This is a genomic window from Nonomuraea sp. SBT364 (genome assembly GCF_001083785.1).
GTDB lineage: Bacteria > Actinomycetota > Actinomycetes > Streptosporangiales > Streptosporangiaceae > Nonomuraea.
In genome coordinates this window covers 1-14023 of sequence record NZ_LAVL01000011.1, presented here as the reverse complement: position 1 = coordinate 14023, position 14023 = coordinate 1, and the positions used below count along the sequence as shown (strand labels likewise).

General features: G+C 68.7%; 9 protein-coding genes. 7 read left to right on the top strand and 2 right to left on the bottom strand.

Annotation, left to right across the window (positions count from 1 at the left end; all coding sequences use genetic code 11):
• Nucleotides 1-53: 53 nt before the first annotated feature.
• On the bottom strand, nucleotides 54-671 hold the full coding sequence (locus ADY59_RS07835) for a TetR/AcrR family transcriptional regulator (protein ID WP_049559556.1): 618 nt from the start codon (nucleotides 669-671) through the stop codon (nucleotides 54-56).
• Nucleotides 672-738: 67 nt separating this feature from the next.
• Between ADY59_RS07835 and ADY59_RS07830 the strand changes: the two genes are divergently transcribed.
• Nucleotides 739-1503, top strand: a complete 765-nt coding sequence (locus ADY59_RS07830; protein ID WP_049559553.1) for an SDR family NAD(P)-dependent oxidoreductase — start codon at nucleotides 739-741, stop codon at nucleotides 1501-1503.
• A gap of 37 nt (nucleotides 1504-1540) precedes the next feature.
• Here ADY59_RS07830 and ADY59_RS07825 read toward each other — a convergent pair whose 3' ends face one another.
• A complete protein-coding gene (locus tag ADY59_RS07825; RefSeq protein ID WP_049559551.1) occupies nucleotides 1541-3289 on the bottom strand; it encodes an RICIN domain-containing protein in 1749 nt (582 codons plus the stop codon).
• 572 nt (nucleotides 3290-3861) lie between these two features.
• Between ADY59_RS07825 and ADY59_RS07820 the strand changes: the two genes are divergently transcribed.
• The 6 genes from ADY59_RS07820 to ADY59_RS48505 all read left to right on the top strand — a co-directional run.
• Nucleotides 3862-6588 carry a beta-L-arabinofuranosidase domain-containing protein gene (locus ADY59_RS07820; RefSeq protein WP_049559548.1) on the top strand — a complete coding sequence of 909 codons (2727 nt, stop codon included), beginning with the start codon at nucleotides 3862-3864 and terminating at the stop codon, nucleotides 6586-6588.
• Nucleotides 6585-8603 (top strand): family 43 glycosylhydrolase, encoded by a 2019-nt coding sequence (locus ADY59_RS07815; RefSeq protein WP_197093487.1) that lies wholly within the window; start codon nucleotides 6585-6587, stop codon nucleotides 8601-8603. The genes ADY59_RS07820 and ADY59_RS07815 overlap by 4 nt, the downstream gene beginning before the upstream one ends.
• A gap of 26 nt (nucleotides 8604-8629) precedes the next feature.
• The gene (locus ADY59_RS07810) at nucleotides 8630-10084 is read left to right on the top strand and encodes a non-reducing end alpha-L-arabinofuranosidase family hydrolase (RefSeq protein ID WP_231618593.1); all 1455 of its coding nucleotides are present in this window, start codon (nucleotides 8630-8632) and stop codon (nucleotides 10082-10084) included.
• Between the two features lie 124 nt (nucleotides 10085-10208).
• Entirely contained in the window at nucleotides 10209-12032 is a 1824-nt protein-coding gene (locus ADY59_RS07805; protein WP_231618592.1) for a family 43 glycosylhydrolase, read from the top strand.
• 108 nt (nucleotides 12033-12140) lie between these two features.
• The gene (locus ADY59_RS07800; protein WP_049559541.1) at nucleotides 12141-13775 is read left to right on the top strand and encodes a glycoside hydrolase family 27 protein; all 1635 of its coding nucleotides are present in this window, start codon (nucleotides 12141-12143) and stop codon (nucleotides 13773-13775) included.
• A gap of 99 nt (nucleotides 13776-13874) precedes the next feature.
• Nucleotides 13875-14023: LacI family DNA-binding transcriptional regulator (locus ADY59_RS48505; protein WP_156325364.1), on the top strand; the 149-nt coding region annotated here is incomplete at its 3' end.

Sequence of the window (14023 nt, the reverse complement as noted above, 5' to 3'; positions counted from 1 at the left end):
GGTGGGCAGCCAAGGTACTCGATGCGCGTCGCCTCACGATCGACGGGTACGGCTCAGCGGGCGGACCCGGCGACGTCGTCGCCGAAGACGGCCGCGAGCGCCTGCCCGATCAGGCGGGGCAGATCGGTACGCCCTTCGTCCGCGGCCCAGCGCACCAGCGCCGTGTGCAGGGCGGCCAGGCAGGCGCTGGCCGCCGCCTGAGCCCGGAAAGCCGTGTCGGGATCGGCGGCTTCGTCCCCCAGGGCGCTGACGATGGCCTGCTGGAGGGCGTACTGGTTGTCCAGGTGCCTGGCCCGTAGCGCGGGCGTCGAGATCATGAGCCGCAGGCGGACGAGCAGGAACTGCCGGTCCGCCGTCAGGTCGTCGCCGGTCAGGGCGGCGGCCGCGTCGACGAGCGCGGCGCCGATGCGGCGGGACAGGGGCAGGCCGGTGGACGAGGCGACGACCCGCTCGGCGATGAGCTCGCCGATCCGGTCGACCAGCACGAGGTCTTCCTTGGTGGGGAAGTGCCGGTAGACGGTCATGGGCGACACGCCCGCCGCCTCGGCGACGTCGTTCATGGTCGTGGCGTCGTATCCGCGTTCGCCGAACAGCCGTATCGCGTGCGCCTGGATCGTGCGCTGCGTCTGGGCTCGTCGTCGCGCTCGCAGGGTTGAGGGCTGATCAGGCATGTGATAGACACTACCACCGTGATAGCAACTACCAGATTGGTAGTCACTAACGACAGGAGTGGTGGGCATGAGTGATCTGACCGGCAGGGCGGCCCTGGTGACCGGAGCGTCGCGCGGCATCGGCCAGGCGATCGCGACCCGGCTGGCGGCCAGGGGGGCGATGGTGATCGTGCACTTCGGCGTGGACCGGGACGGCGCGACGGCGACGGTCGGCGAGATCGAGCGCGCCGGCGGAACCGCCCTCGCCGTCCAGGCGGAGCTGGGGGCGGACGACGACGTCGACAAGCTCTTCGCGGGCATCGAGGCGGGCCTGGCCGGACGGCCGCTCGACATCGTCGTCAACAACGCGGCGGCTCAGCCCGCCGGCCCGCTCGGCGCCACGACCCGGGCCCAGTTCGACCACCTGTTCGCGGTGAACGTGCGGGCGCCGTACTTCATCGTCCAGCGAGCGCTGCCTCTGCTGCGCGACGGCGGCCGCATCGTCACGATCTCGTCCGTCGCGACCCGCATGGCCAACCCCGCCCAGACGTCCTTCGCCATGACCAAAGGGGCGATCGAGACGATGACCCTGACCTTGGCCAACGAACTCGGGGTCCGGGGGATCACGGTGAACGCGGTCGCCCCCGGCGCCACCCGCACTCCCGCCAACGCCTCCGTCTTCGAAGCGCCGGGCCTGGCCGGGTTCATCGCCGGGTCGACCGCGCTCGACCGCCTCGGCTGCGCCGGCGACGTCGCCGACGTGGTCGCCTTCCTCGCCTCCGACGCGGCCCGCTGGGTCACCGGTCAGGTCATCGACGCCAGCGGCGGCCTGTTCCTGGGACCGCGCACCTGACCCGCCCCTGACCTGGCGGCTCGGCGGTCGCGGGGTGTCAGCCGACTCGGGCGAGTTGCCATTGCTGGTTGGTGCCGTTCCAGTCGTCGTATTGGACGATGTTGGCGCCGTCGGTGGTGGAGGCGCCTTGGACTTCGAGGGTTTTGCCGCTGTGGCGGGAGATGAGTCTGATGTGGCCGTCGGGGCTGTCGGCGAGTCTCCATTGCTGGTTGGTGCCGTTGTGGTCGGTCCATTGGACGATGGCGGCGCCGTTGGCGGTGGAGAAGTTGTGGACGTCGAGGACTTTGCCGGAGTGGCGGGATTTGAGGCGGTAGTAGCCGCCGCCGGAGTCGACGAACTGCCATTGCTGCTGGTTCTGGTTGTTGCGGGCCCATTGGGTGATGCGGGCGCCGTCGTTGGTGGCGAGGTTGTAGACGTCCAGCGCCTTGCCGCTGTTGCGGTTGACCAGCACGTACCACGCGCTGGTGTCGACGCCGCCGGGTGTCTGGGTCACACCCGTCACGAAGGTCGTCACGCTGCGGGCCGGGAGCGTGGCGGTGAAGGAGCCGTTCGACACGCTGCTCGCGCCCTGGGGGGCGACGTTCCTGCTCGCGTCGGTCAGCCAGGACGAGACGCTGGAGGCGGTGCCGTTCGACAGGGTGAACTGCTGGCTCACCGCGGCGGTGCTCTTGTTGACGGCGACGATGACGACCGTGGAGTCGCCGCCCAGGTATGCCGAGACGTAGACGTTCGACGCCGGGTTGGCCGTCGCGCCGATCCGTACGTATCCGGGGCGGACGAACCTGGCGAAGTGCGCCATGTTGGCGCCGCGTTTGCTGATCTGGCCGTCCTCCCGCATGGGGCCGTAGCCGCGCCGGATGTACCACCAGATGTAGGCCTGGAACTCGGCGTCGACCATGGCGTGGTGGATGTGCTGCCCCACGTCGAGCGCCTGGGGCCAGAGGTCCGCCGAGTCGGAGCTGTTGGGGTGGTAGACCTCGGTCATCCAGAGCTCCTTGCCCGCGCCCTTCTGCCTGAACAGCGGGTAGGGGAAGTTCGCGTACGAGGTGCCGTAGAGGTGGGCGCCGATGATGTCCACGTTGGCGAGCGCCGAGGAGTCGTTGAGGATCGGGTCGGACATGTTCTTCAGGTACTGGAACGACTCGGGCGCGATCACCCTGGTGCCGATCGAGCCGGCGTTCTCGCGCAGGAACCGGACCATCTCGGCGGGGGTCCACCAGGTCCATTCATGGGCGTAGTCGGGCTCGTTCTGCACCGAGATGCCGTACAGACTCACGCCGTTGTCCCGCAGGTACGTGGTGAAGTCGTTCAGGTGCTGGGCGTAGGCGCCGTACATGTCGTACCTGAGGCGCCGGGCGTCGCTCTGGCTGCCGCGGACGAAGGTCTCGACCATGCCGGCGGGGGGATTCCACGGCGAGGCGATGACGGTCACGCCGAGCTCGGCCGCGCGCCTGGCCGTCGCCAGGTCACGGCTCCAGTCCGCCCGGTTCTCGGGGACGGGGATCCTCAGCACGGAGAATCCCAGCCGGCCCTCGCCGGTGCCGAACGCCGTCTCCCGCTGGGCGGCCGTCAGGTCACCGATCCAGGCCGCGTGCGCCATGCCGCCGAAGCCCCGGATCGTCTGCCGCCGCGCCGACGGATCGATGACGGCGGTGGCGGCCGCCGAGGCTGTCGCGGCCGGTGTCATGGCCGCGAGGACCGGCAGGGCTCCGATCGTGGCGAGCACGCTTCTCCGGCCCGGCCACTCTCGCTTCTCGCTCACGGGCTCGTCCCGGCCATGCGTCATGTCGGCTCCTCTGGCTGGCGGCGCTGATCCGCGCCCTATCGGTGTTCGTCGGGCCCTGCTGATCGCGGGCGACACCGGCGCTCGGGCGTGCTCCCGGGTGAACTGGCACGTTGTTTCGCGCTAACGCTTCTTGCAGGAAGGTAAAGGCCCCTGACGCGGCCCGTCAACCGTTCGCCGCGAGGAAACTTAACTAAGATCCCCCGCACGCCGCCGATCCGCGGGCCGCCTGGTCTCGGCGGTGCTGAACACGGTGAACGGCTCCGGCGAGACCGGTACGAGCCCGACTCGGGCAGCAACTTAACTGGAAATCTGCCGCAAGCTACCTGTTGCCAAGGGGTAACTTCTGTGAAACTTTCACATGCACGGGCGGTGCGGCGTGATCTCCGTGGAGACGAAACTCCAGGCGGGAAGGCGTTGCGTTGACACCGCCCGGGTCGGCGAGGGCCGCCCCTCGTTGACGCCAGGCCGGACCGTCGGATGTACTCCGCGAAACACCTTCATCAGAGCAACCCCAGCATCTCCGCAGAAAAATTGTTAGCGCTAACAAACGTCTGGAAGCCAAGGAGTTCCGCATGTCCTTGAGCCGTCGCCAGCTCTTACAGGCCGCGGGCGCGACCGCCGCGTTCTCGGTCGCCGGCCAGGTGGCTGGCACCTCCCCCGCCCTGGCCGCACTCTCCTGGGCCAGACCCGACATCGGCGTCTCGGCCTACGAGTTCGACCTCGGCCAGGTCCGGCTGACCTCCGGACGCCTGCTGGACAACCAGAACCGCACCCTCAACTACCTGCGCTTCGTCGACGTCGACCGGCTGCTCTACGTCTTCCGGGCCAACCATCGGCTGTCCACCGGCGGCGCGTCGGCCAACGGCGGCTGGGACGCCCCCAGCTTCCCGTTCCGGTCCCACATGCAGGGCCACTTCCTGACGGCGTGGGCGCAGGCGTACGCCGTGCTCGGCGACACCACCTGCCGCGACAAGGCCGACCACATGGTCGCCGAACTGGCCAGATGCCAGGCCAACAACAGCGCCGCCGGGTTCACCAGCGGCTATCTGTCCGGCTTCCCCGAATCGGACATCACGGCCGTGGAGAACCGCACGCTGAGCAACGGCAACGTCCCGTACTACTGCATCCACAAGACCCTGGCCGGGCTGCTGGACGTCTGGCGGCTGATCGGCAACACCCAGGCCAGAAGCGTGCTGCTGGCCCTGGCCGGGTGGGTGGACGCCCGCACCTCGCGCCTCAGCCGGAGCCAGATGCAGGCCATGCTCGGCACCGAGTTCGGCGGCATGAACGCCGTGCTGACGGACCTGTACCAGATGACCGGCGACTCCCGGTGGCTGACCACGGCCCAGCGGTTCGACCACGCGTCGGTGTTCGACCCGCTGGCCTCGAACCAGGACCGGCTCAACGGGCTGCACGCCAACACCCAGGTGCCCAAGTGGATCGGGGCGGCCCGCGAGTACAAGGCGACGGGCACCACCCGCTACCGCGACATCGCCGCCAACGCCTGGTCCATCACCGTCGGCGCGCACACCTACGTGAACGGCTCCAACAGCCAGGCCGAGCACTTCCGCGCCCCCGACGCGATCGCCGCCCACCTGACCAGGGACACCGGCGAGGCGTGCAACACCTACAACATGCTCAAGCTGACCCGGGAGCTGTGGCTGCTGTCGCCGGGCCGGGCCGACTACTTCGACTACTACGAGAACGCGCTGCTCAACCACCTGCTCGGGCAGCAGAACCCGGCGGACGCGCGCGGGCACGTCACGTACTTCACCCCGCTGAACCCCGGCGGGCGGCGGGGCGTCGGCCCGGCCTGGGGCGGCGGCACCTGGAGCACGGACTACAACTCCTTCTGGTGCTGCCAGGGCACCGGGATCGAGACCAACACCAAGCTCATGGACTCGATCTACTTCCACGACGGCACCACCTTGTTCGTGAACCTGTTCGTGCCCTCCACACTCGACTGGAGCCGGCGCGGCATCACGGTCACCCAGGCCACCTCCTACCCGGTCGGTGACACCACGTCGCTGCAGGTCACCGGCAATGTGAGCGGATCGTGGACGATGCGGATCCGCATCCCGTCCTGGACCCGGGACGCGACGATCAGCGTCAACGGAGCCCAGCAGGACCTCGCCACCACGCCGGGCACCTACGCCGCCCTCACGCGGTCGTGGTCGCCGGGCGACACCGTGACCGTGCGACTGCCCATGCGGGTGGTCATGAAGCCCGCCAACGACAACCCCGACGTGCAGGCCGTCACCTACGGCCCGGTCGTGCTGTCGGGCGACTACGGCAACACCAGCCTTTCGTCGGCCCCTTCCCTGGACCCTTCCTCGATCGCCAGGGCCGGCGCCTCCTCCCTGGCCTTCACGGCCACGGCCGGCGGAGCGCCGGTGCGCCTGGGGCCGTTCCATGACGCCCACGGCCACAACTACGTCGTCTACTGGAGGACCGGCGGCCAGGGCGGTACCGGCACGGCGAGCTTCCGGCTGGTCAACGCGGCCAGCGGGCTGGCCCTCGGCATCCAGGACATGTCCACGGCCGACGGCGGCCCGGCCCTGCAGTGGACCGACAACGGCACCGCCGACCACGACTGGGTCCCGGTCGTCGACGGCGGCGCCCTGCGCTTCCGCAACGTGCACAGCGGCAAGGTGCTCGGCGTCGAGAACATGTCGACCGCCGACAACGCCCAGGTGCTGCAGTGGGGTGACAGCGGCACCGCCGACCACCGCTGGACGGTCACCGACACCGGCGACGGCTCCGTCAAGATCCGCAACGTCCACAGCTCCAAGCTGCTCGGCGTCCAGAACGGCTCGACCTCCAACGGCGCCCGGGTGGTCCAGGACTCCGACAACGGCAGCCCGGACAACCAGTGGCGGTTCGTGCCGAACGGCGCGCGGCGCATCCAGAACGTGAGCACCGGCCTGGTGCTCGGCGTCACCGGCATGTCCACCGCCGACGGCGGGCTCGTCGTCCAGTGGGGCGACACCGGCACCGCCGACCACCTGTGGACGGCGGTCGTGGACACCGGCGGCTACCTGCGGCTGCGCAACTCCAACAGCCAGAAGGTGCTGGGCGTGGAGAACATGGGCACCGCCTCGGGGTCGCGCGTCATGCAGTGGGCCGACAACGGCACCGCCGACCACCGGTGGCGGCTCCGCTACGGGTCGGCCGCCGCCTTCCGCATCCAGTGCGCCAACGGCGGCCGCGTCCTCGGCCTCGCCGGCACCTCCCAGGGCGCCCAGGTGGTGCTCGCCGACGACAACGGCTCGAACACCAACCTGTGGAGGTTCCTGTGAAGCGCGTGCTCGCGGTCCTCTCGTCCCTGCTGTTCGTGGGCGTGTTCCTCACGCCCCAGGCGTCGGCCGCGACGGTCGACACCAGCGCGTGGTACGTGCTGGTCAACCGCAACAGCGGCAAGGCGCTGGACGTCTACAACCTCGCCACCAACGACGGCGCCCGCATCACCCAATGGGCCCGCAACAACCAGAACCAGCAGCAATGGCAGTTCGTCGACTCCGGCGGCGGCTACTACCGCCTCAAATCCCGCCACTCCGGCAAAGTCCTCGACGTCCACAACTTCTCCACCGCCAACGGCGCCGCCATCGTCCAATGGACCGACCACAACGGCACCAACCAGCAATGGAGACTCGCCGACAGCCCCGACGGCCACATCAGACTCATCTCCCGCCACAGCGGCAAAACCCTCGAAGTCCAAGGCGCCTCCACCACCGACGGCGCCAACATCGTCCAATACGACGACTGGAACGGCACCAACCAGCAGTGGCAACTCGTCCGGGTCGACGGCGGCGGCGGTGGTGGCACGTACACCAACCCGGTCGTGTGGCAGGACTTCGCCGACGGCGACATCATCCGCGTCGGGGACGCCTACTACTACTCGGCCTCGACGATGCACTACTCGCCGGGCGCGCCGATCCTGCGCTCCTACAACCTGGTCGACTGGGAGTACGCGGGGCATTCGGTCCCCCGGCTCGACTTCGGCTCGGGCGCCTACGACCTCAACGGCGGCCGCGCGTACGTGAAGGGCATCTGGGCCTCCACCCTGAACTACCGGCCCAGCAACAGCACCTACTACTGGATGGGCTGCGTCGAGTTCAACCGGACCTACGTCTACACCGCCTCCGCCGTCGACGGCACGTGGAGCAAACGCTCGCAGATCAACAACTGCTACTACGACGCCGGCCTGCTGATCGACACCGACGACACGATGTACGTCGCCTACGGCAACGGCACCATCAGCGTCGCCCAGCTCTCGGCCGACGGGCTCAGCCAGGTGCGCGCCCAGCAGGTGTTCCAGACGCCGAGCAGCGTCGGCACCCTGGAGGGCGCCCGCTTCTACAAGCGCAACGGCTACTACTACATCTGGCTGACCCGCCCCGCCAACGGCCAGTACGTGCTCCGCTCCACCTCGCCGTGGGGCCCGTACGAGATGCGCCAGGTCCTGCTCAACATGCCCGGCCCCATCTCCGGCGGCGGCGTGCCGCACCAGGGCGGGCTCGTCCAGACGCAGAACGGCGACTGGTACTACATGTCGTTCGTCGACGCCTACCCCGGCGGCCGGGTCCCGGCACTCGCGCCGATCACCTGGAGCGGCGACTGGCCGGCCGTGCAGACCGTCAACGGCGGCTGGGGAGTCAACTACCCGAAGCCGAACATCCAGACCAGCCGCACCGTGGCCTCCATGATCGGCCCCGACACCTTCACCACGGGCACGCTCGGGCACCGCTGGGAGTGGAACCACAACCCCGACACCAGCCGCTACTCCACCGGCAACGGCCTGCGCCTGCAGACGGCCACCGTCACGGGCGACCTCTACAACGCCCGCAACACGCTGACCCACCGCATCCAGGGCCCGTCGTCGACGGCGACGATCGAGCTCGACTACGCGCAGATGGCCAACGGCGACCGCGCCGGGCTGGCGATGCTGCGCGACCAGTCGGCCTGGATCGGCATCAAACGCGACAACGGCGTCAACCGGGTCGTGATGACGAACGGGCTCACCATGAACAGCTCGTGGCAGACCACCGGCACCGGCACGGAGGCGGCGAGCGCGAACGTCTCGGGCGGCCGGATCTGGTTGCGGGTCAACGCGGACATCCGGCCCGGGTCCGGCAGGCAGGCGCGCTTCTCCTACAGCACCGACGGCAGCACCTTCGCCAGCCTCGGCCCGGCCTTCACGTTGAACAACGCCTGGCAGTTCTTCATGGGCTACCGCTTCGGGATCTTCAACTACGCCACCCAGTCCCTCGGCGGCGCGGTGACCGTGCGCCGCTTCGACCTCACCACCCCCTAGTCCGAATCGGATAATCGGAGCACATCGTGAGATTCAGATTCCTGGCCGTCCTCGCAACGCTGGCCACCTTACTGGCGAGCCTGTTCGTCGCCCTTCAGGCTCAGTCCGCCAACGCGGCCACCGTCGACACCAGCGCGTGGTATGTGCTGGTCAACCGCAACAGCGGCAAGGCGCTGGACGTCTACAACCTCGCCACCAACGACGGCGCCCGCATCACCCAATGGGCCCGCAACAACCAGAACCAGCAGCAATGGCAGTTCGTCGACTCCGGCGGCGGCTACTACCGCCTCAAATCCCGCCACTCCGGCAAAGTCCTCGACGTCCACAACTTCTCCACCGCCAACGGCGCCGCCATCGTCCAATGGACCGACCACAACGGCACCAACCAGCAATGGAGACTCGCCGACAGCCCCGACGGCCACATCAGACTCATCTCCCGCCACAGCGGCAAAACCCTCGAAGTCCAAGGCGCCTCCACCACCGACGGCGCCAACATCGTCCAATACGACGACTGGAACGGCACCAACCAGCAGTGGCAACTCGTCCGGGTGGACGGCGGCGGCAACCCCGGCCCGTGTGATCTCCCGTCGTCGTACCGCTGGACATCGACCGGCCCGCTGGCGACCCCGAGGTCCGGGTGGGTCTCGCTCAAGGACTTCACCGTCGCCCCCTACAACGGCAGGCACCTGGTCTACGCCACGACGCACGACACCGGGACCAGGTGGGGCTCGATGAACTTCGGCCTCTTCGGCAACTGGTCCGAGATGGCTTCGGCCAGCCAGAACGCGATGTCTTCCTCCACTGTCGCGCCCACGCTCTTCTACTTCGCCCCGAAGAACATCTGGGTGCTCGCCTACCAGTGGGGCGGGACCGCCTTCTCCTACCGGACCTCCAGCGACCCCACCAACCCGAACGGCTGGTCATCGCAGCAGGTGCTCTTCTCCGGAAGCATCTCCGGCTCCGGGACGGGCCCCATCGACCAGACGCTCATCGGCGACGGCACGAACATGTACCTGTTCTTCGCCGGGGACAACGGCAAGATCTACCGGGCCAGCATGCCCATCGGGAACTTCCCGGGCAGCTTCGGCAGCAACTCGACGGTGATCATGAGCGACACGACGAACAACCTGTTCGAAGCCGTTCAGGTCTACAAGCTCCAGAACCAGAACCGCTACCTCATGCTCGTCGAGGCGATCGGCTCGCAGGGCCGCTACTTCCGCTCGTTCACGTCCACCAGCCTGAACGGCTCGTGGACGCCCCAGGCCGCCACCGAGGGCAACCCGTTCGCCGGCAAGGCCAACAGCGGCGCCACCTGGACCAACGACATCAGCCACGGCGAACTGATCCGCGCCAGCGCCGACCAGACCTTCACCGTCGACCCGTGCAACCTGCAGCTGCTCTACCAGGGACGCAGCCCCAACTCCGGCGGTGACTACGGCCTCCTCCCCTACCGGCCGGGTCTGCTGACACTGCAGCGCTGACCGCGTGACGCGGACCGGCTCCTCCTGATGACCCTCCTGTGAACCGGGCCCTGGACACGGCGTATGGGGAGCGTCCGCCGTGTCCGGGGCCCACGAACCGCCACCCGCCCGAGGGAGACAACTGGTGAGACCCGCCCTGCGCACGGTCCTGTACACGGTCCTGTACACCGTGGGCCTGCTGCTTCCGACCGTGCTGTTCCCGTCGGCGGCCGGGGCCGACAACCCGATCGTGCAGACCATCTACACGGCCGACCCCGCGCCGCTCGTCCACGACGGCCGCGTCTACGTCTACACCGGCCATGACGAGGACGGCTCCACGTACTTCACCATGCGGGACTGGCGCGTCTACTCCTCCTCGGACATGGCCAACTGGACCGACCACGGCTCGCCCATGAGCCTGGCCACCTTCGCCTGGGCCGACGCCAACGCCTGGGCCGGCCACGTCGCCCACCGCAACGGCCGCTTCTACTGGTACGTGCCGGTCCGCGACCGCGCCACCGGCTCGATGGCCATCGGCGTCGCGGTCGCCGACAGCCCGACCGGGCCCTTCCGGGACGCCATCGGGCGCCCGCTGGTCAACAACGGCGAGATTGACCCCAACGTCTTCATCGACGACAACGGCCAGGCCTATCTGTACTGGGGCAATCCTCGCCTCTGGTACGTCCGGCTGAACACGGACATGATCTCCTTCTCCGGCAGCCCCACCCAGATCCCCCTCACCACGGCCGGCTACGGCACCCGCACCGGCAACGCGAGCCGCCCGACCCTCTACGAGGAAGCCCCCTGGGTCTTCAAGCGCAACGGCCTCTACTACAACGTCTTCGCCGCCGAATGCTGCTCGGAGTTCATCGCCTACTCCACGGCCCCGAGCGCCACCGGGCCGTGGACCTATCGCGGGACGATCATGCCTCGCCAGGGAAGCAGCTTCACCAACCACGCCGGGATCATCGACTTCAACGGCGGGTCGTACTTCTTCTACCACAACGGCGCCCTCCCCGGCGGAGGCGGTTTCACCAGGTCGGTGGCCGTGGAGAAGTTCAGCTACAACGCCGACGGCACCATCCCCGCCATCAACATGACCACTGCCGGACCGCCTCAGATCGGCACGCTCAACCCGTTCGTCCGCCAGGAGGCCGAGACGCTCGCCTGGGCCTCCGGGGTCGAGACCGAAGCCTCCGGCGAAGGCGGCATGAACGTCGGCTTCATCGAGAACGGCGACCACCTCAAGGTCAAGGGGGTCGCCTTCGGCACCGGCGCCTCCTCCTTCACCGCCCGGGTGGCCTCGGCCACCGGCGGCGGCCGGATCGAGCTGCGGCTCGGCAGCGCCACCGGGACCCTGGTGGGCACCTGCACCGTCACCGGCACCGGCGGCTGGCAGAACTGGGCCTCGGTCACCTGCCCGGTGTCCGGGGCGACCGGCACCCATGATCTCTACCTCCGGTTCGCCGGCGGCAGCGGCTACCTGCTCAACCTCAACTGGTGGCAGTTCACGCCGAGCGGCGGCAACGGCGCCGACCTGCTGACGAACGGCACCATGGAGAACGGCACGACGGGCTGGACCGCCTCCGGAGGCACCCTGTCCTCGGTCACCGACGTCGCCCACGCCGGCAGCCGGTCCCTGCTCAACACCGGACGTACCGCCGCCTGGAACGGCCCCAACCAGAACGTGACCGCCCAGCTCACCAACGGTAAGAGCTACACCACGAGCGTCTGGGTGCGCTCGCGGAGCGGAACCCCGAGTGCGAAGGCGACCCTGGCGGTCACGGCGAACGGCACCACGAACTACCACCAGCTCACCCCGGCGCGAGCGGTCAGCGCGAACGGCTGGACCCAGCTCACCGGCACCACGACCGTCTCCTGGACCGGGACGCTGTCCAACGCCTCCTTCTACGTCGAGACGGCCGACGGCACCGACGGCCTCTACGTCGACGACGCCTCCTTCCGATGACCTGCCAGAAGGGAGCCGCGCCATGCGCCGGGGCCGGCGGCCGCCGTTCGATGCGCGACACGTTCGTACGGAACAGCGGCTACGCCGCTCAAGCCTGAGGAGACATCGATGAGCAGGAAACGAACGCGCTTTTCCCTCGCCCTGACCGCCGCCACGATGCTGGCCGTGACGACGGGCGCCGTGGCCGCCGGCCCGGCGCAGGCGCTGGACAACGGCGTGGGCCGTACCCCTCCGATGGGCTGGAACACCTGGAACACCTTCGGCTGCAACATCAACGAGACGCTGATCAAGCAGACGGCCGACGCCCTGGTCAGCAACGGCATGCGCGACCTGGGCTATCAGTACGTCGTGGTGGACGACTGCTGGTTCGACCCAACCCGCGATTCGGCCGGGAACCTCCAGGCCAACCCGTCGAGGTTCCCGAGCGGCATGAAGGCCCTCGGCGACTACCTGCACGCCAGGGGCCTGAAGTTCGGCCTCTACCAGGCCCCGCTCGACAGGACCTGCGCCCAGTACTTCGGCTCCTACCCCGGCGCGACCGGCAGCCTCGGCCACGAGGCCCAGGACGCCCGCCAGTTCGCCGCCTGGGGCGTCGACTACCTCAAGTACGACTGGTGCTCACCCACCGGCAGCATCGACGACCAGGTGCGCACCTTCGCCAAGATGCGCGACGCGCTCGCCGCCACCGGCCGGCCGATCCTCTACAGCATCAACCCCAACAGCATCCACGCCAAGACCGGCCCGCAGCGGAACTGGGGCGACGTCGCCAACATCTGGCGCACCACCGAGGACATCACCAACACCTGGGACTCCGGCCAGACCAACGGCTACCCGATGGGCATCCAGAACATCGTCAACGTCAACGTCCCTCTCGCCGGCTACGCCCGCCCAGGCGCCTTCAACGACCCCGACATGATGGAAGTCGGCCGGGGCGGCATGAACGACACCGAAATGCGCAGCCACTTCGCCCTGTGGGCCGTCATGGCCTCGCCGCTCATCGCGGGCAACGACGTCCGGAACATGAACGCCGCCACCACGACAATCCTCAAGAACCCAAACCTGATCGCCATCAACCAGGACCCCCTCGGCCTCCAGGCCACCCAGATCAGCAACGACGGCACCCGCCGCATCCTGGCCAAACGCCTCGGCAACGGCGACGTCGCGGTGGCCCTGTTCAACCAGGGCGGCAGCACCACCACGATCACCACCACCGCCTCCGCCATCGGCCTGAGCGGCAACTCGTTCTCCTTGCGCGACGCCTGGACCAACACCGTCACCACGACCACGGGAAACATCTCGGCGAGCGTCCCGGCCCACGGCACCGTCGTGTACCGCGTCAGCGGCGGCACCCCTAATCCTTCGACGCGAATCCAAGGCGTCGGATCCGGCCGGTGCCTCGACGTGGTCGAAGCGTCTCAAGCCAACGGCACGCCGGTGAACATCTGGGACTGCAACGGACAGGCCAACCAGCAATGGACCTCCACCTCCGCCGGTGAACTGCGCGTCTACGGCAGCAAGTGCCTGGACGTCAACAACAACGGCACCGCCAACGGCACCAGCGTTCTCATCTGGGACTGCAACGGCCAGAACAACCAGAAATGGCGCTTCAACACCGACGGCACCATCACCGCCATCGGCGCGAACAAGTGCCTGGACGTGACCGAGAACGGCACCGCCAACGGCTCCCGGCTCAACATCTGGACCTGCCACGCCGGCGCCAACCAACGGTGGAACCGCCTCTGACGGATCGCTCCTGCCCCGCACGAGGAGCAGCGCCGGCGGCAGCGGATCTTCATGGGCGTCCGCCGCTGCCCGCCGGCCCTGCGTGGCTAGACTGCGGCCATGACCGCGGAGTCGTCTCCCCTGACCATCGCCGAGCTCGCCGAGCTGGCCGGAGTCTCCACCGCGACGGTCTCCAAGGTCGTGAACGGCCGGTCCGAAGTGTCCTCTCAGACCCGCGCCGCCGTGGAGGAGCTCATCCGCCGCCACGG